This is a genomic window from Alicyclobacillus fodiniaquatilis (genome assembly GCF_042678105.1).
GTDB lineage: Bacteria > Bacillota > Bacilli > Alicyclobacillales > Alicyclobacillaceae > Alicyclobacillus > Alicyclobacillus fodiniaquatilis.
In genome coordinates, this window is record NZ_JBHUCX010000044.1 from 77,784 (window position 1) to 97,506 (window position 19,723).

General features: G+C 47.4%; 14 protein-coding genes and 1 pseudogene. 13 read left to right on the top strand and 2 right to left on the bottom strand.

Annotation, left to right across the window (positions count from 1 at the left end; translation table 11 throughout):
- Window positions 1-44 precede the first annotated feature (44 nt).
- The 11 genes and pseudogenes from ACFSB2_RS15835 to ACFSB2_RS15885 all read left to right on the top strand — a co-directional run bounded on the left by ACFSB2_RS15835 (window position 45) and on the right by ACFSB2_RS15885 (window position 15,349).
- Window positions 45-2,864, top strand: a complete 2,820-nt coding sequence (locus ACFSB2_RS15835) for a cadherin-like beta sandwich domain-containing protein (RefSeq protein WP_377944063.1) — start codon at window positions 45-47, stop codon at window positions 2,862-2,864.
- 618 nt (window positions 2,865-3,482) lie between these two features.
- On the top strand, window positions 3,483-5,576 hold the full coding sequence (locus ACFSB2_RS15840) for a GxGYxYP domain-containing protein (protein WP_377944064.1): 2,094 nt from the start codon (window positions 3,483-3,485) through the stop codon (window positions 5,574-5,576).
- Window positions 5,577-5,723: 147 nt separating this feature from the next.
- Entirely contained in the window at window positions 5,724-6,125 is a 402-nt protein-coding gene (locus ACFSB2_RS15845; protein WP_377944065.1) for a DUF7376 domain-containing protein, read from the top strand.
- 491 nt (window positions 6,126-6,616) lie between these two features.
- Window positions 6,617-7,597 (top strand): helix-turn-helix transcriptional regulator, encoded by a 981-nt coding sequence (locus tag ACFSB2_RS15850; RefSeq protein WP_377944066.1) that lies wholly within the window; start codon window positions 6,617-6,619, stop codon window positions 7,595-7,597.
- Between the two features lie 141 nt (window positions 7,598-7,738).
- Window positions 7,739-8,689, top strand: a complete 951-nt coding sequence (locus ACFSB2_RS15855) for a M48 family metalloprotease (protein WP_377944067.1) — start codon at window positions 7,739-7,741, stop codon at window positions 8,687-8,689.
- A 265-nt stretch (window positions 8,690-8,954) separates the two neighbouring features.
- A complete protein-coding gene (locus ACFSB2_RS15860; protein ID WP_377944068.1) occupies window positions 8,955-10,016 on the top strand; it encodes a PGN_0703 family putative restriction endonuclease in 1,062 nt (353 codons plus the stop codon).
- Between the two features lie 520 nt (window positions 10,017-10,536).
- The gene (locus ACFSB2_RS15865) at window positions 10,537-11,199 is read left to right on the top strand and encodes a hypothetical protein (protein ID WP_377944070.1); all 663 of its coding nucleotides are present in this window, start codon (window positions 10,537-10,539) and stop codon (window positions 11,197-11,199) included.
- Window positions 11,200-11,955: 756 nt separating this feature from the next.
- Window positions 11,956-13,026, top strand: a complete 1,071-nt coding sequence (rsgA, locus tag ACFSB2_RS15870; RefSeq protein ID WP_377944071.1) for a ribosome small subunit-dependent GTPase A — start codon at window positions 11,956-11,958, stop codon at window positions 13,024-13,026.
- A 16-nt stretch (window positions 13,027-13,042) separates the two neighbouring features.
- A pseudogene (locus ACFSB2_RS15875) lies at window positions 13,043-13,326 on the top strand (ATP-binding cassette domain-containing protein); the annotation flags it as partial.
- 189 nt (window positions 13,327-13,515) lie between these two features.
- Window positions 13,516-14,184, top strand: coding sequence for a response regulator transcription factor (locus ACFSB2_RS15880; protein ID WP_377944072.1), 669 nt, complete (start codon window positions 13,516-13,518; stop codon window positions 14,182-14,184).
- A 1-nt stretch (window position 14,185) separates the two neighbouring features.
- The gene (locus ACFSB2_RS15885) at window positions 14,186-15,349 is read left to right on the top strand and encodes a sensor histidine kinase (RefSeq protein WP_377944073.1); all 1,164 of its coding nucleotides are present in this window, start codon (window positions 14,186-14,188) and stop codon (window positions 15,347-15,349) included.
- Between the two features lie 87 nt (window positions 15,350-15,436).
- Here ACFSB2_RS15885 and ACFSB2_RS15890 read toward each other — a convergent pair whose 3' ends face one another.
- Window positions 15,437-16,453, bottom strand: a complete 1,017-nt coding sequence (locus tag ACFSB2_RS15890) for a DJ-1/PfpI family protein (protein WP_377944074.1) — start codon at window positions 16,451-16,453, stop codon at window positions 15,437-15,439.
- A 30-nt stretch (window positions 16,454-16,483) separates the two neighbouring features.
- Window positions 16,484-16,702: an SHOCT domain-containing protein gene (locus ACFSB2_RS15895; RefSeq protein WP_377944075.1), complete on the bottom strand. Its 219-nt coding sequence runs from the start codon at window positions 16,700-16,702 to the stop codon at window positions 16,484-16,486.
- A gap of 210 nt (window positions 16,703-16,912) precedes the next feature.
- On the opposite strand from ACFSB2_RS15895, the gene ACFSB2_RS15900 reads away from it, so the two are divergent.
- Both ACFSB2_RS15900 and ACFSB2_RS15905 read left to right on the top strand, forming a co-directional pair.
- Complete coding sequence (locus ACFSB2_RS15900; protein WP_377944076.1) at window positions 16,913-18,292, top strand: ATP-binding protein; 1,380 nt, start codon at window positions 16,913-16,915, stop codon at window positions 18,290-18,292.
- Window positions 18,234-19,193, top strand: coding sequence for an aminoglycoside phosphotransferase family protein (locus ACFSB2_RS15905; protein WP_377944077.1), 960 nt, complete (start codon window positions 18,234-18,236; stop codon window positions 19,191-19,193). Before ACFSB2_RS15900 ends, ACFSB2_RS15905 begins: the two co-directional genes overlap by 59 nt.
- Window positions 19,194-19,723: the final 530 nt, after the last annotated feature.

Here is a 19,723-nt window from a genome sequence, read left to right on the forward strand (position 1 = left end):
GACAGTTTAAGAGGCAAGTTACAAGTGAAAACAGGGGTGGGTCAATGAAGGTCAACAGATTATCGGTCAGCATGCGACGGGTTTGCTCCGTCGTTTTCGCTTGCGTCCTCGCCATTTCGTTTTTCGGCTATGTCAGTCCGGTCGCTTTCGCTGCCACGGATACGTGGACCCTGCAGAACTCGGGTGACAATGGTGGTGAAATCGATGGTGTCGCATACGGCAATGGACTATGGGTTGCATTTGAGGGCACAGGCGGATATGTGGATACATCTTCCGATGGCGTGAATTGGACTCAAGCGACGACTTCAGTCGGCAGTGATCAATTGTATGCAGGCGTTTACGGGACAAAGTGGGTGGCGGTGGGCGGCACAGAAGGGGTTTCTTCCACTGCTGCTATTTTCACGTCCGCAGATGGCCATTCGTGGACAACACAATCGGTGCCAGCGAATACGCCACTCTTGCAAAGTGTGACTTATGCAAATGGATTGTACGTCGCGGTCGGCCAGAGCGGAGCCATTTTGACTTCTACAGATGGGATCGTATGGACGGCTCAAAATTCGGGCAGCAATAGCAATCTCTGGAGTGTCGTGTATGGTGACGGGACGTTTGTTGTGGTTGGAGACGGGGGCACAGTAATGACTTCGACCAACGGAAGCACATGGACAAAGCAAAACTCAGGAACCAACAACGGTTTGCTTGCAGTGACGTCTACTGGCTCTGAGTTTGTCGCAGTGGGAGACGGGGGGACAGTTTTGGTCTCACCGGACGGCACCACTTGGACTCAACAGATATCTGGGACGAGCAACGATTTGTACGGAGTTGCCTATGGATCAGGAAAGATTGTGGCGACAGGCGATAGCCAGACCATCATCTCCTCAAGCAATGGCGGAAATACTTGGACTCAGGAAACACCAGGATCATCAACTACTGACGAAGCTTGGTTTGATTCAGTCCGTTACGCCGATGACAAATTTATTGGAGTTGGGTACGATCAAACCAAGTATCAGGGATTGATTGAGGCACAGAACTATTCCACCAACGCCAATCTGAGCAACCTCACAATCAGTCAAGGGACATTGTCGCCCGCGTTTTCGACGAACTCGACCAATTATACAGTGAGTGAACCGTATTCCGCGTCGAGTGTGAATGTTACGCCAACTGTTGCTGACAGCGCAGCGACGGTGACGGTGAACGGCAAAGCCCTGGCCAGTGGGGGTGCTGCATCTATCGACTTAAAAGTTGGTAGCAATACGATTTCCATCATTGTGACGGCGCTGAACGGAAACACGAAAACGTACAACATCACAGTGAATCGTGCAGCAGCCGATAGCAACGCGAATTTGAGTGGACTGACGATAGACAAGGGAACTCTTTCGCCAGCATTCTCCGGCAGCACGACCGCTTACACGGCGAACGTGGCAAATGATGTGTCGAGCATCAATGTTACTCCGACGGTGGCGGACAGTACAGCGTCGGTGACCGTGAATGGGAGTGCAGCAAGCAGTGGCAGTCCAGTAGATGTCGCGCTTAAAGTGGGAGCGAACACCATCACAGTGGTGGTGACGGCGCAGGATGGCACGACGCAGATGGCATACACAATAACGGTCACAAGAGCGGCAGCCTTGAGTAGTAACGCGAATTTGAGTGGACTGACGATAGACAATGGTACCCTTTCGCCAGCATTCTCCGGCAACACGACCGCTTACACGGCGAACGTGGCAAATGATGTGTCAAGCATCAATGTTACTCCGACCGTGTCAGACAGCACGGCGACGGTGACCGTGAATGGCACTGCAACAAGCAGTGGCAGTCCAGTAGATGTTGCGCTTAAAGTGGGAACGAACACCATCACGGTGGTGGTGACGGCGCAGGATGGCACGACGCAGATGGCATACACAGTGACGGTCACAAGAGAAGCAGGCTATGGGGGTGGAGGGCCTGTTCCACCTTTCATCAATACGATCTCTTTCATGGAAGATGCACAGGTTGGCAGTCCATATACAGCGCAACTTGTGACGACAGGTGGTACTCAACCATTCAACTGGAGCATCGTCAACGGTGCTTTGCCACAAGGATTGACGCTTAACAACCAAGGTGTAATTTCGGGAACGCCAACTGGCCTGGGTGGTCAGTATACGTTCACTGTGCAAGTGACCGACGTAAATCACTTCAGTGCGACTCGCCAACTGACTCTTACGGTGGATGGCCCAACCTCAGCTCCGTCGATTACAACAACAAGTCTTGTACCAGACACCATAGGGCAGCCCTATGACCAAACCCTTGATGCAACGGGTGGAACCGCGCCGTACACGTGGAGCATCATAAATGGGACGCTACCATTCGGCTTGAGTCTGAATGAACAGACTGGCGAATTGACTGGGACGCCGTCTAAGCGTGGGGTATACAGTATCACCGTGCAAGTCAAGGATGCAAACGGAATGACCGCGACACTGGCCCTTTCGATAGACGTCATCAAGTCGGATGAACGGGAAATTGTTTGGAACGGGCAAATTCTGAACGTACCCTCAATTGTCGGCAACGATGGTGGGACACAGACGACGTACATGCCTATCTGGTATGTGATGCAGTTGTTGAAGACAATGGGCATTCAGAGTACATGGAATGGTCACGATTGGAACATCAACACGTCATTGATGCCAGACTTGTCAAACATTCAAGTCGGAACTGGTGCGGCAAGTGTCTACCTGAACGGAACACTGGTGCGAAAGGTGAATACCAAAGCACAGGTTGACCCATCGACGAATAAGCCGACAACCTATATGCCGATATGGTACGTAAAGCAAATACTCAGTCGTATCGGGTTGCAGGGTACATGGAATGGGAAGACGTGGACGATTACTTGATCATATAAATGCATTCTCTATAGTGCAGGTCTCGTATAAATACGAGGCCTGTTATTTGTTTGGGGTTGGTCAGTTTTATTTGGGATAGTCTCCAACTTCGAAACATAAACAAACTTCGAACTGATTGAGTGAAAGATGTCCTTGAGCGAGTCATTATAGTTATACGTTAACTATGGATTGAAGAAAACTAGGCAAGCTATTGCTTATTTGGTAAGAGAACAAAGTATAGAACTGAACGTGAACCGAGATACATTTATTTTGGGAAAGGCGATAGCAAAATGCAGGCTACAAAAAAAGGTTTAAACGTAATTCACTCCCACTCCGAACCGCTGATGAGTTGCCCAAACGACAAATTGTCGGATTTTGCAGATTTTTATACACTTCACGACTTCGCATAACCCCATATATAATATTAAACATATGTTTGATAATAATTATCTCATTGCATATCGATCCCTATAAGTTCGTGCAACAATCAAATGTTTGACTGAACATGATGACAGCGCTTACTCATGTGGGGAGGTGGGAGCAATGTGATTCTGACGAGTGGGTGGCAATCGTGAGATGTAGACAGACCGTAGACAGACCGTAGACAGACATGATGTTGGAGGTGCAATAATGTCCAAACAGTCAGTTAAAATCACGCTTAGTACTATGCTTGCGGCAGGTCTTGTCGCTGTAGCGCCAACAATTGCTTTGGCAGGGGTACAACCCAGTCAGCAAGTAAAAGCTGCGACACCGGACAGCAATCTTTGGATTAAATTTGCGAAGCCAAAGCAGTTGGTGACTGCAGATATCCAGAATGCCAGTGCAGACGTACAGTTGGCAGCTACTACCCTTCAGGGTGCATACAATCAGCAACAGCGTTCGAGTCGGATTTATCTGTTTCAACGGCCCGAAGATGAGTTTTGGCTGAAGAATGCTGTTCCCAAAGATGTCAAAGTCAAAAGTTTGTCTTATTCAAGCACTGACCCGAACGGAGCACTGGAAGCCTTGCTAAAACAGTATGGCAAGGACATAAAAGGTGCAATTATCACTGATCCAAACAACCAGGATACGGTGAACGTGGCTACGACCATGGCTGGCATTGACGATGCGATGGTCATTACCCCGAGCCAGGAATCCCTGGTTGAGAGCTACGGAATCAAAATTCTACACGATTTTCGAAACGATCACTTAACAGGGACAGTGGCTACATATGAATGGGCCGTCCAAAACTTGCTGCCGAAGACCACCACGAAAGATTTAGTCATGCTCGATCCGACCAATGAAGGTTACATTCGCGATTATGCGGTGGCTACAAAATCATTTGTGTTCTTTTTGACCTCCACGGATGCTGATCAAAAAGCATTGATGGATGAGATCTTACAGCATACGCCCGCAAACACGCCAATCATGGGCTATATCCCAAATGAGGGACCGGATGTTGCAGAGCTTAGTAGCCAAGGGCATTTCTTGAATGCTTCCGACTTCCTGGATAATGAGACGGTATGGGCTTCCATGCCAAGCCCTCCACGGCTGGTGCAGCGCAAGCATCCGGCCCTCGACGCAAAAGCCAACACTGTATACGTAGCCTTTATGGTCAGTGATGGAGATAATGCGCAATACGTCCAACATCGTATGCAGAATCTCTGGCAAGACCCTGATTTCGGCAAAGTGCCTGTTGGGTGGACCATTGCGCCTGGAATGATCGATTTTGCGCCAACGCTCATTTCCTACTACTATCAACATCTGCCTAAAAACAGTGAATTGCTTCCAGGGCCATCAGGCATTGGTTATGCGACAGCGGAAACCGGCTCCAATTTGGCGCAATTTGCGAAACTATCCGGGGATATCATGCGGCGTGATGATATGAGCACCGTCGATTATTGGGGTTCGGCGGATGCGCTCGACACCTTTGCTAAAGCATCTGGTGTACCGAGTATCTCGTTTGATGGGCCCCTAGCTTACGAAACGGACGGAAACTCGGTGCTTTATGGGCAAACAAGTGGGTACATTTCCAGTGCAAGTAGTTTACTGAACACAATTGAACAACAGGCGACCACTGAACAACCAGGCCAGCCTTTGTTCCTTGAGCCGCTCATTGATGCCTGGAATCTAACGCCTACCGATATTTACAATGTCGCACAGCAACTGGTTGCAAGTGGAAAACAGAGCGGTAAAAACTATGTCTTTGTGACCCCGAGTCAACTGGCGTCGACCATGAAAGATTATTACAGCACGCATACAACAGGCCCCTCGTCAGGTGATGCTCCATACAATCCGCCTGGTAACATCATCTCCAATCCAAGCGGGGAGGATGGCACCACCAATGGCTGGACAGTTGCTTATAATGGGCAATATTCTACCTTGACAAGCACACAGTACGACGGATCCTCAGCGCTTGAATGGCAAGTGCAAGATTCGGGAAGTCAAGATTGGGTGTCATATTATCCACCTGTGCAAAACGGAAAAACATACACGTTCTCTGTACAAGTAGCGGGCTCTGGTCAAGCATTCATGGATGTTTGGGATGGAACAGAGGATATACAAACGATACCCGTGAAGCTAAGCAGTGGCTTCCAGACATTAACTTGGACCGGAACCATTCCTGCCAATGCGCCGGGCGGACAAAATGGATCTGCACCTCAACTTCAGGTTCGTGAGGCAGTAGGTTCGCCAACCGTATACATTCGCGATGCAAGTGTGGTGCCAGACAACTCAAATTCTTAACCGGACACCCGTGAGGATTCTCCTCGCGGGTTTCTCTGTGCGCTGGCCTTAAGTTCATGAATGAGTCTGCCATCCCTCTCATACAGTTTATAGGCGCTAAGTTCATTGAGGGTGATCCGCCTAGGATCTATGAAGGGGGAGGCTAATGTGTCTGCAAGTATGCCGGAATTCATTCAAACTGAGGTTGACCAATACATTGAGTTATACCAGGTATCCAAGCAGTTGGAAGGGCGAATGAAAGACCTGAAATCGAAGATTCTCTCGTTTATGCAAGAAAATCAGATGGACGAAATTTGGGACAGCAAGCGGACTGGGAAAGTTCAGTTGTCGGCTTCTGAACGCGCCCCGTTAACTACGCGGTATACAACCTATGACATCGATGTCCTATCTACATTATTGACGCCAACTATTTTAGAACGGTGTGTTGTTTCGGTGATAGACAAGGAGAAGCTGGAAGCTTTGCGGCAATTAGGGGAGGTGGATGAGGAGGTACTCTCTCACAAGTCCACGCAAAATGCGTACGCCTTAAAGGTTCGAATGATGAGGTAGATGTTATTTTGGTCAGTTATTTTCTACAAAGTCTCTCTAAGTCACGTGGTATAATTGGACAACACCTGATGAGTGAAGAAATGATTTCTATCTAGTGACTGATGTTCACGCAAGAGATTTCCCAGTAATCACTCATGAGGTGCTGTCCCCACTACCTGCATTGAACTTGGCAAGGTTGTGATTCCGCATGAAACGCTAAGAAACAGCGGGCTCGGTTTGTGTTGAGAAATCCGTAATGGAAGTTTGCTCATCGGCTTAAGGCACTGATTTTAGAAGACTGTATTTCTTCGTTCTTCCTCTTATCGATATTTTTCCCCATTTGCTCCGACTTTGAAGTTGTCGCGTTTTAACTTATATATGATATGGTGTTTTTAAATTATACGGGGTTGAAGAAGGAAGTTTGGATTCCTCATTGAAGAAATCCGATGACGCATTGTACCAGTGCAAGGAAATGGGAAGAAATGGAGTTGAAATAGCAGGAAGGTGCGTTGATGGCGGGTACCAAGAATCGAGCAAGGTTGCTTCATCTGATAGACCTCTTTCACATGGAGACTGACGAGGAGCACTTTCTCTCGCTTAAGGAAATACAGGAACGTCTTGTGGACGAGCTCAGGGAGTCAGTGAGTTTGCGCGCGCTTGCGGATGACATTGAGTTTCTTCGGGAACGACAACGTGTAATAGAGGCAACCGTTGCACACGGTGAAAAAAGATATAGTATGCCTAGAAGTGATTTTGAAGTGCATGAACTACGCCTCCTTGTTGACGCGATCGCGTCAGCGAGATCGATCACTCCAAGCCAAACCCAACGTCTGATTCGAAAAATCCAATCTCTGACGAGCCGTTATATGGGCAAGAAGCTAGAGAATCAAATTTATCTAGATGGTCGGGTCAAGGAACCCAACGAAAGATTGAAATACTACATAACGGATCTTCACGAGGCCATTGCTACGCAATCTAAGGTTACCTTTCAGTATGCTAAGTACACCCCTACGAAGAAGAGAAAGCTGGTACATGATGGTCAGGTCTATGTTGTGTCGCCATACGGACTCATCTGGAGTAGTGACTATTACTATCTGATTGGCGAACACGAGCAAGTCGGTCAGATTAAGTCTTTCCGAGTTGATCGAATGGAAAACGTTGCGCTGACAAAGGAACACTTTAGGCGCCCGTCGTTCAATGTATCTGAATACGTCAACAGGAACTTCAACATGTATTCTGGTCCAGTTGAGTATTTGGAGATTGAGTTCGACAATCAGTTGGTAAACGTGGTGATTGATCGATTTGGCTCGTCGGTGCGGATGATGCCCGCCGAGCATGAGCGGTTTCGCGTTCGGGTACAAGCAGGTGTAAGTGATGGTCTTGTGCGGTGGCTTATGACTTGGGGCGGTGACGCGCGTGTGATTTCTCCGCTAAGCTTGGTGGAGCGGATGAGACAAGAGGCAAAGAAGATGATGGAGCGATATACGGAATAATGATTCAGCAACTTCCAGATCGCCAATTTTGTCGAATCTGAATTGCTATAGTTTTCTTATCTCATTAACGAACATGGAGGCTTAGGTATAGAGACTTGGGAAAAAATCAGCGGATGGTCGTTGAGATGAGGTGATCGTGTTATGCATCAACGTATACCTTCACGATTGCTGAGGCGTCGAAAGAGGGCAGATACGCTTCAATGGATCATCTACGCGATACTTTGGGGGGCTATTGTCTGTTTCGGCATGTGGATTGGTCTGCGACTGGGATCAGTTCGGATTGGATTGATGAGTGGTCTGGGTGTCATAGTCGTCTGCCTCTTCTATGCGATAGTCTGCTTATCTTGGCATGCTTGTTCGCTGGTAGACAAGGAACAATCCGAAACTGATGTTGCACGAGTCAAGCGCTTACTTACTCCGATTTGCAAAAGTGCAGATATTCGCATGCCACGCGTTTTTATTCTACGGACCCTGGCCGCGAATGCATTTGCGGCCGGGGTATTGAGTCGAATGCGCTCAATAGGAGTTACCCGCGGCGCACTAGATATGCTTGATGATCACGAACTGCAAGCGGTTCTGGCCCATGAAGTGACCCATCTGCAGCGGCGCGACAGCTTGTTTGATGGATGGTGGATAGCGCTTACCGGTTTGGTGATTTTTATTAGCGCAATCAGCGTATCGTTCGGAATTGCAGCGCTTCAATCTAGATCAACCGATCACGACGATAAAGAAGGCGGATCAGGCGCTGTGCTCGGGATTTTTCTAATCGTGGGAGGGTTCGTGTTTGGAATTGTTGCAATCCTGATTATTCAATTATTGCTTCACCATATCATGCGTCGATGTGAATATAGGGCGGATGAGGGGGCTGTCTTCCTTATTGGATCAGCTAAACCTTTAATTCGAGCGCTGCGCAAACTTGAATTCAGTGAGCCCATGCTCGATCACCATACTGCACTCGCGATGCTGTTCTCATTGGATCCGGCGCCAAGGCGCGGATGGTTGGACGCACTTTTTTCAACGCATCCTCGGATGTCGAGACGGATTCAACGTCTGCAGGGACTAAGTAAAGAATTGGGAGAACCGATAACGTGAGTGAAGATAAGGAGGTCATTCTGAACAGGGCTTTGAAGGTCGCAAGACGTTAATAGCATTCATATTGTAAGATTAGCACAATGGATGGATGAAGAATTTGACCTGGCGATTCATGGGAAGGCAGAGGAGGTTCTGAAGTGGGTACATGAGTGGATGGGAAGATTATGACTTTTCTCATCTATACAACCGTGATTACAGGTCTATACACTGCAATTTAATTTATAATTTTAAGAGGCCAAAATAGACTAAGGATGGAGGAATTATCATGTGCAAACAATCGTCGACAGGTTATCGAGATAAGGCGCGAAGACGTCAGACTGATTTTAAACGTGGCTATTCCGGGCTTTCGGGCGAAGCGCGAAATGATGGTTTTTTTAATGGCAAGCAGTACAGTTTTGTCCTACCCGAAAGGTGCGCCAGTGAGAATCTCTATGAAGGGATTCGCGATGACGTGCTCAGATATTTTCGAGAATTTCGAATTAAGTTTTGGGGTGGGAAGGATAGGACTCCATCTAACCATATGTGTTCTTCTCAGGTTGCCTGTTTAAATCTTTTGTTTCCTAGCGCGCTCGATAAAGACTTCGCGAGGGATGTTGTCGGTCAACTTGATTCTGAAGTTGAGACGGTTATTCCTTTGGAAAATGGACAGTACATAGCGTTCGAATGGCGAGACGAAAACAATCTGTTGAAGGAACCTGGTTTCAACCCAAATAGGCTCAGGGGTCAATTATCTACAAGTGTAGACGCTGCCATCTACTACTCAACGACGGCCGGAAAACGAAATCTACTACTCATAGAATGGAAATATACAGAGTCAAAATCTACAAAAGATGAGCGGATTAGTAGCCGCGAGACAGACAAACGTTCGATATATGAAAGGTTTTTCTTTCACGACGATTCGCCATTTATAGATGAGGTAACTTGTATGCCAGGTTCAGAAGATGCGGCATTTTATGATAGCTTCTTCTTGGGGGAGGGCTATCAGCTTCTTCGACTGCAATTATTGGCAAACGCAATTCAAAAGCGTGGTGAGTTCTCTGGAATGCCAGTCGACCATGTCACTATGGTTTTCGCTACACCGAAATGCAATTCACAGGTGCGTTCTCTCCCGTTTTCTGATGGGTCCTCACCGCGCAAAGCACTGGCTAGATGGGGCTCGTCGTGGGATGTGGTTTGGCCACAGCTGTTGCGGGATCCATGTACGTTTATGAGCGTATCATGGAATGAGATTTTAGGGAATGTTCGAATGGAGAAGCACCCGAAGTGGAGACATTGGGCTGATTATGTAGCGGATCGATATGGTGTGGATTTTTGTCCACAGTTGTAATAGTTCAAGTTATGGAATTTCACTCCTGGTAGTCTTCGAGATACCTATGAGTGAAATTATTCCAGGACTCGGCCAACTGTATGAAGGTGATGGTTAGGGAGTGATACCAGATAATTAATTGGAAAAACGGAACTTATGTTACATAAATGGTCTTCGATATTCTTTGGAGGCATGATGACTCACGGATTCGCTATTTGCCAAAAGAGGATTCCAATATTGAAATCGAGCTGGATAGCGTACTTTCATTATGGAGGCGGTATCCAGCCAATCACCAAACGCTCAAACAAAGCACAATGCCTGGGTCCCATAAGGGAAACCCTTAGCCCATGTTGACATAAATCAACAAAGCTGTAACACCGATTGCGATCCCGATCAGACAAGCTATAATCCAATACCACTTTGGCACACCCAAGACAACATCTCCTAAAAATATCCTCTTAAAGTTCTTCACATAACGACATGCGCGCCAACTGTCTAGCTCAAGTTTATCAAATACAATTCACAGACTGGTGAACCCTTTATGAACATCTCGTCTTTTTTATTGCCTAGAATAGATATGTATCGTACAGTACTTTCGCAACCTGAATGGATTGGAGATGTGAAAATGCTAGCTGTAACCATTTTTGGTGTGCTGGTTGTCATTATCGCTGGTGTTGCTATCATATTGTGCAACAAGCTCCTACATAAATACGCGAATAAAGCAGTGGGTAACGTAGAGACAACAGTAAATCATGCAAAAAAAAAGCCGAAGAAAAATCTTATGCTGTATGTAGTGATTTCTTATGGAATTCTCATCGTCATTGTCGGTGCTCTCATTGTGACGAATGAAGGGCGTGCCAAACAAAAAGGGAATCAATCTGTTTCTACCACAGCAAATCCAACAGCATTGGAACTTTCAAAAATCAGCAACGAAATCGCTTCATGGGAAGTATCCAAGCGTGAAGCTGATAAAATCACAATTCAAGCCTTCCAAAAATATTATACATCCACATCTCCGAATACCAAATCTAATCGTGCACACTATGAATATTGGTCAGCAATCCACACGAATCTATTAATGGCTGATCAATACGCGAAAAACGAAAATTTTACGCTTTTACAATCATCCTGGCAAGCAATACAACAAGCGTTGGAAGAGATTCAAGGCAAACAAGAAGCGCCAATGGAAACCAATTTCTTTTAAGAGAAATCAGACACTTGGTTGATTATTGATTGATAGATGGGTCATTTCGGTGTTCTCTTACTGGAGTGACTTTTTTTATACGCAAGCCAACTTGCATGAAGAGTTAACGTCGCATGCCTTTAAAATGAAGCGGCTACATGTGCTCAAAAAATGTATTGCATCATTCATTCAAGCGGTGTATGATTGCTCCACATACTTTGTGAAGGGGAGTGAAGGCGATGAAAAACGAGAATTGTGGATTCCGTATGTTCATGTTGCCCTCGCTCGTCTTATCGGAAGTTTGATTCACCAAAAATTTGGTGAGTTCTGATGTGACGCCCTGGGCGACCAATGCCCAGGGCGTCTTTGTGTCTGAAATTAGCCACAGGACTGCCTCTGTCCTGTGGCTTGTTGTCACCGAAATACGCGAATTCGGGAGAAGTCCATCCCAGCCAAATATAGACTGATCCGGTCTAATATCATCCACGATTCTAAACACTTTTTCTATTACCTCAAAAACTTATCGATGTCATCAGCTGCTGTGTCGGACATACTCGAGACCTTTTCATTAACCATGTGCAACACAAAGCAGTAGATCGCCATAGGCAAAGGAGCAGTTTGTCGATCACGACCATCGTTGTTGTCGTACTGTACCTTTGCGGCGGAATTCAATGTTTTTTTTGGCATGGACTGATGGATGGCGTCGCATTGGCCATGGTACGGAGAACAACTGACCTTGGCGATACTATGTAAACTCACATGCTGGGGGGATTTTCAATGAAGCTTACTGATCTCGGATGGTCGTCTTTTTTTGAAGAGAAGTTTTCTGTGTACGTGCAATCTGGCCATTGCGTTGGCCGTGTCGCTGCTGAATACAGGCATCTGTATGGACTGCTTACAGCGTCAGGAGAGGTCCTCGCTCAAGTTTCAGGCAAGATGAGGCATCAGTCAGCTGGGCGAGGGGATTTCCCAACTGTCGGTGACTGGGTCGTGATCGAAGAGTTTCCGGGAGATAAAGCGATGATTCACGCTGTGTTGCCGCGGAAAAGCAAGTTCTCACGCAAAGTGGCTGGTAACGAATTTGAAGAGCAAATTGTCGCAGCGAATGTAGATCTTGTGTTTTTAGTGATGTCTCTCAATCAGGATTTTAACTTGAGAAGATTGGAGCGGTATCTTGTCGTCGCTTGGGAAAGCGGCTCCACCCCGGTTGTCATTTTGAGCAAATCCGATCTCTGTGACGATCTCGATGAAAAGGTTGCCCAAGTCCAATCTATCGCCGTCGGTGTGCCTATCCATGTAATCAGTTCCATTCAACAACAAGGGCTAGAAGCGTTATCACCTTATCTTGTGCATGGGCAAACTGTTGCCCTCCTTGGCTCTTCAGGGGTTGGTAAATCAACCTTGATAAACACACTATTGGGTAAGGAAGTTCAACGGGTGCATGAGGTGCGTGAAAATGACGCTAGAGGGCGGCATACCACAACGAATCGTGAATTATTTCTCCTGCCTGAAGGCGGCATCATCATCGATACACCCGGAATGAGGGAATTGCACTTTTGGGAAGGGGATCATGGCTTCGATACCACATTCACTGATATCCAAGAATTGGCGGATAAGTGTTTCTTCAATGACTGTCGACATCAACAAGAACCAGGTTGTGCGGTTCAACAAGCGATCACCGCAGGATTGCTTGATCTAACTCGACTGGATAGCTATCGCAACTTACAGAGAGAAATCGCGATCACCGCGCTTAACTTGGACAAGAAACAGTTACGAAGAGCGGAGAATAAAAGGAGAGGGAGAGCGTCTTACAAAAGTAGGCGAAGCCGGATCATTAAGAAACACTAGATGAAAGAGCGTTCAGATGGATAATCACGACTACGAAAAGGAGACGGGGCTGCGTAATTCCATCAAAAACTTAGTTGCCCGCAAGACGTTGGTTCGCCATGCTGTGCTGGATATCTCTTTTGAGATTAGAGCGGGGGAGGCTGTTGCGTTTTTGGGGCCGAATGGCGCAGGGAAGACGACGACGTTGAAGATGCTTTCCGCATCTTTCATCCCAGCAGTGGTCATGCCGAGGTGTTGGGTTTTATTCCATGGCAGAGAAAGAAAGCATTTAAATTGAAATTTGCCATTGTTCTGGGGCAAGCAGTTAACTCGCATCATCTCCAAGACCCATGCGCCAAAGTGATTCGGAAAGTGTAACAAAATGATAAACAAGGCGATACAAAGCGCGTGACGCTGATTCTGGCTGACGGATGCGTGCTAAACTGATAGGGATTGGCTGCATTAATCCTTCCACGTGTTGGTGAATGAAGAATTGACGGAGGATTTGACATGATGATGCCCCCGACAGTTTTGGTCGTGGATGACGATCAACGCATCCTGCAATTGATGCAGGATTTCTTGGAGAACGATGGGTTTCACGTGGAAACAGCGCATGGAGCCGATGAGGCAAGGTGCATATATGAAAAAGCGGATTGTATCATTTTGGATATTATGATGGCTGGACAGAGTGGCTTTGATTTTTGTCGGGAGGTTCGGATGAACAGCGAGGTCCCGATTTTGTTCTTGAGTGCGCGCAGCAATGATGTGGACAAAATTCGCGGGCTGACTTTGGGTGGAGATGATTATATCGTAAAATCGGCTACGCCTGGAGAAATCGTGGCAAGGGTGAAAGCCGTTTTAAGACGGACCAGTCCACGCCAGAAAGTGGTTCGATTCGGCGCGTTGGAATTGAACTTTGCTGCTAGAGAGGTATCCATCAATGGTCGGGATATCTCTCTATCCCCGAAGGAGTATGACCTTCTTCAACTATTTACAGAACATCCTCGACAGGTGTTTACTTATGAACATTTGATTGCGAAGTTTTGGAACGGCGTTGGAGATAAGGGGACCATCCGAGTGCACGTCAATCGTTTGCGAGAGAAGATCGAAGCTGATCCGAACAAGCCAAAGTACATCGTCAATATTTGGGGCGTCGGATATCGATTTGAGGGAAGGTAACATGAGAACGATTCGGATACGCACTTTTTTGATTTGGGCATTATTGCTCATCTCCACGTTGCCTTGGATTACATTTGTGGTGGTTCATTTGTTGCTCACCAAACAACTCGCTTTTGCGACGAATCAACCGCAAACCCAGGTTCAGGCACATGACGTGATGCGGATGGCGCCATTCAATGCATGGCAAATATTTGCCATCATTTTGGGTTTTGGTCTGGCGGTTTTCATTGTGGGCATTGCGATGCGCCGTTTCATCATCAAGCCGCTGGAAGCGATGCGCCGCGCAGCAGGGCAAATTGCTGTGGGGGATTTGGATGTCGTTTTATCGAAGTCACGGGTTCTAGAAATTGCAGAAGTGAGCAATGGTTTTGAGTCAATGGTTGTTGGGCTGCAAAATGCATTCCAGAAACAGACGGTTTTAGAAGAAGAGAGGACCTTCGTCATCAATGCCGTCGCGCATGATTTGCGCACACCGATATTTGCCTTGCGGGGATATTTAGACGGACTGGAGAAGGGGATTGCGCATACACCCGAGAAAATGGCGATGTATGTCGCGGTTTGCAAGGAGTCCGCAGGACAATTAGATCACTTAGTGACTGATTTGTTCACGTTCACGCAAATGGCGTATACGGAGGCAGATGGCTTTGCCATCCAGTCGGAATTGGTGGATATAAAAGATGTGGTCATGCAATCGGTCGATGGCCTTCGTGTCTTAGCGACAGAAAAAGAAATATCGCTTTTGGTGGATGTTCATTCCGGAAATTTTTACATTCATGGAGATAGACACCTGCTTGCGCGTGCGATGAACAATCTCATTGATAACGCGGTGAGACATACGCCGCAAAAGGGTGATATCCGTGTTCAATGCAGCAGAAGCCCAGGGAAAGTGCGTATTGTAGTTCGAGATTCGGGCGCGGGTTTTTCGATAGAAGACATCCCTCACGTTTTTGAACCGCTGTATCGTGGCGAAGATTCGAGAAATCGTTCAACTGGAGGGGCAGGTTTAGGATTGGCGATTGCACAACGTATCATACGACGGCATGGGGGGGACGTCGCTGCAGAGAACCATGCCGATGGTGGGGCCATCGTGACGTTTTGGCTGCCAGATATAACAGATGGACTACCCCTGACGATCCAGCCGTCTGTTGGCGACTGGATCGATTAGGTGAATTTTCTGCAAGTCTCTTGCGAATTGAAGGTTAGCGATCACGACTGTGCCTATCATCATATGGTGATGTTTTTTGCTTGAGTGCTACGCCATGCGCGTTCCCTCCACCTTCGAGCGAGGGAGAAGGCCTGCTTTGGCGATGCCGACCATTGTGTTCCCGTTGATTGTGACGTCAAACTTGAGTTCTAATGACATCGGTTTTGTGATACGCTGCGACCACATCATGCGATTTCCTGTGATGATTGGGTTCACGAATTCAACGCGCTCTTCGTCTTGGGTGGCCGTCCCATTCACTAGCCCATCTTTCGTGGAAATCTGAAAAAGGACATTCTGTTTACCGATAGGGGTAGAAATGGTGACTTTCCATGTGCCATCAAAGATTGCAGCATTGCTGGAAGCAATAGATGTTTCTTTGTCATTTGCGCTGGGTGTCACATGGCTTGAAGGTTGGGCAGCGCCGCTTACAGGGATGAGTCCCTCGGCGCGCCAAGTGACGCCTCGCCGTTCATATTCAAACAGTTGCTCGACAGCATGGGCAATGCGTGGTCCTAACTGCTGTTCAACGATGTACAGCGCCACATCAAGACCCGATGTGACGCCTCCTCCCGTGATCAAATTGCCATCTTGCACGACGCGAGCCGCGATGGGCACTGCACCGGTCGCAGCCAGGACCTCCATACCGAGGTGATGAGTCACAGCGTGACGATGCTTGAGTAACCCGCCCATAGCAAGGATGAGCGATCCGCCGCAGACCGTGGCAATGAGGGTATCTGGTTGGCCAAGACTTTGCTGAACCAATGGAGTCAGCGCTGTCTCTGCCGCTTGGGCAAGAATGGCGGGGACGGAATCGGGACCATCACCAACCACATCTCCTGCTGCGCCAGGGATAAGGACGATCTGCGCCCGGATGGGATCAAGTTTGCCGCTGGCTTTGATTTCAAGCCCGGTCATGCCGCTGGGCACCATCCTTGCGCCTTCGGCAGTCACAAGTTCCACATCGAGTTCACCCTCTGTAAAAGCGTTTGCGGCTACAAACACTTCGTAGGGAGCAAGTGCATCTAAAAGATCAAATCCATCGAACAAGACGATTTGCGCCAGCATGGGTTTCCTCCTTGGCCATCTGTGACATGCTTATTTGCAAAGTAATTCCTTCAGTTTCTGATACTCGCTTTCACTCATTTCACCAACTGCGAAACGATATTTCAGTACGGCCAACGCATCGATCATGGGTTGTTTGGCGTTTTGGCGTCGCAGCATAAACCGACTTGCCATATAGGCGACTAAGAAAGCAAACAGCGTCAGACAGTACAGCACGCCAAATGGGAAAAACGAAAAGTGGTGATTGCTCATTTTGTGACCTCCTTGTGCGGAATCGGTGTGGAGAGTTTGCGAATTCACTGATTGTGATAAGGAGTTATCACCCCTATGCGAACAGCATACCGGGCAAGTGTTTCAAAGGAAGACTGGAAAAATTACAAAATGATTAATAAGCAGAAACTCGATGGATGGTATACTGTGTACGTTGTAAACAGGGAACCAGGACGGAGATATCCTTAAACAATGCAAAGTATCCATTTGAAACGGGATTTAGAAATCGAGAATGGCGCTCACATTCTGTATGTATTCCACAACAAATCTTGCTATATCGACAACTTGGTAGCTTACGTTATAGATGGAATTAAATTAGATCACCTAGTGATGATTGTAGAGCGTAGCGACGTCTATCAGGAAGTTCTGAAACGTCTTTCGCGTATTTGCTCGAAGGAAGCGTTGCAATACGTTTTTTTCGACGACGCCGATACTTTTTACGGTGTACACACTGAATTCCAAACGGATAAAATCGTCCAGCATTTCGAAGATTTTCTAAAATCACTACCACAGACAAACCGTACGATTCGAACTTGGGCAAGTGTCGTATGGCGAGCGCATAAGGACATCATGTCTCAATTGATTCAGTATGAAAACAATGCGGATGATAGTGTCAAAGAAGGGAGACTGGTATCTGTGTGTGCCTACGACGAGGCGAACATGCCCAGTGGGCTGCTGATTGACATGCTCAAAAATCACGATTATTTCATGACAGATACAGAATTGGTTAGATCCCCTCTTTACAACAGAGGAAAGGCGGTTTTTCCGTCCCTATCTGTTCAATCCAAAATTGAGTCAGAAATGGATTTCTATAAATCGAAACTCGATTTTGTTCACGTTGTTTCGCATGAAGTTCGTAATCCACTCACCATCATCAACGGCTACGCAAATATTTTGCGGACGAGCGAGCCGAACTTGAGTTCAGAGGGGTTGGAGAAGCTCGTTGCTATCGGACATTATGTGAACGCCATAGATCAAGAGCTCTCACACATCATCGAAACGGAACAAATGCTTTCAAATGATTTGTATATGAAGTTGGAGACAATTTATCCGTTCGATGCCATTCACGAAGTGGTTCAGTTGATGCAGACAAAAAGCTTTGTTGAGAATGTCGCATTTGTGACACATCTGTATTTTGATCCGCGATATTCCATGCTGGGGAATCTAATGGGGCTTAAACTCATCCTGTCAAATTTGATTAGCAATGCGATTAAATACACAGGAGAACAGGGCACGGTAGAATTCTCCGCAACAGTCCAAGATTATCGGATTCAGTTTGTCGTCAAGGATGATGGCGTAGGCATGTCCAGAAACCAGTTAAACGCCTTGTACCAAAAATATGCAAGAGTTGACGAAAGCAAAAGTGGGCAAGGGATTGGGCTGTATGTCGTCAAACATCTCACGGATCGGTTTCATGGACACATTTCTTTCGAGAGCGAGTTAGGGCAAGGCACGAAAGTGACGGTCGAGTTTCCGATTCTTGGGCGAAGTGAACCCTTGGGGGGCGACGAGAATGAGCGATTTAATGGTGCCAGAGCCTGTCCGACACAAGGCCATCAGCTTGGGCGTTGAAGGGTTAAAGTGGCTGAACAGCCTTGGCCAGCTTATCCGGCAAATGGAGAAACAGTGGCAACTGGTGGTGATAGGGGAATGTCTAGAAGGCGGATCTGAAGCTTACGTTACCAGAGCAAAAACCGCGGATGGTCTAGAGGTTGTCCTCAAACTAGGCATGCCAGAAATGAGTGGGAACTCTGACCTTAAAAGCGAAATTCAAGCACTCTCTCTTGCTGATGGGCATGGATACGCACGTCTCCTGAAGTATGACATAGAGCGGCGCGCGCTGCTACTGGAGCGGCTCGGGGCGCCGTTGCGGGATCTTCCGTTGTCGACGAGCGAGCAAATCCGAATCATCTGTTCCACCTTGCAACAGTCCTGGACACCCGTTCCGCAAGAAGTGGTGTTTCAATCTGGTGCGAATCTGGCAATGGGGCTAGCTGACTTCATCGAGCGGCTTTCGCAAGAACTTGGCAGTCCATCATCGGAAAAGGCCTTGAAAATGGTCCTGTCCTTTACACAATCCCGCGCCGCTGCACACCAGCCTGAATGTGCCGTACTCGTTCACGGCGATGCCCACAATGGCAACCTCTTACAGAGTCTAGACGATGCGTCACTGGAAAAACCCCTATTCAAATTTATCGATCCCGATGGAATTCAAGGTGAGCCGGCGTGCGACTTGGGCGTGCTGATGAGAGCGTGGCCGGACGATTTGTTCTCTGGTGATCCCGCGCAACTGGGGCGGGATCGATGCGATTACATCAGTTCTCTTACAGGCGTGCGGCCGCGAGCGATATGGGAGTGGGGATTGATTCAATGTATGTCGACGGGCTTATTTCTCATGCAGGTTGGCAATGCGCATTTAGGGAGCCAGTTGCTCAAAATTGCCGACGCGTGTGCGGAGGGGGCCGGTTGCTGACAAATGATCAGGGAGAATGAGGTCAGCTGAGGCTTTCCTGTTTTTTGTGTTTTCCTCTGGATAGATGATGGTTGAACTGATTTTGGTTGATATCAAGAGAATGTATAGTCGCTATGCTAAACTTGGTTCATTGACGTTCCCATTTGGAGGGCAAAGGATGGAAAAGAAGTCAAAACAGGCGCGTCAGGAAGAATAGCGGATATTGAATGACTACCATAAATGGTTGACCGAACAAGCGCTTGAACCGCTCTACGAGCATTTTCTCAAATGGAAATAGGGGACGGCGCCCTACTACGAGTTGACGGAAAGTATTCATCGTTTCCACAAGAGAAACCAGGAAATTTGAACGAAAGTTCGATTGCTGAAATTTATCAGATGCGCCGTAAAACCCCTTGCTTTAGCTATGGGGATATAAGGCGTTCGCCATTAGGCGAAATGTCTTTTAACGATCAACTAAACGTTAGATGACATAGTCGTATCTAACTTGTTTTGGTAAGATGTTCTTGGGTGATCGCAATGAGTAGAGACGT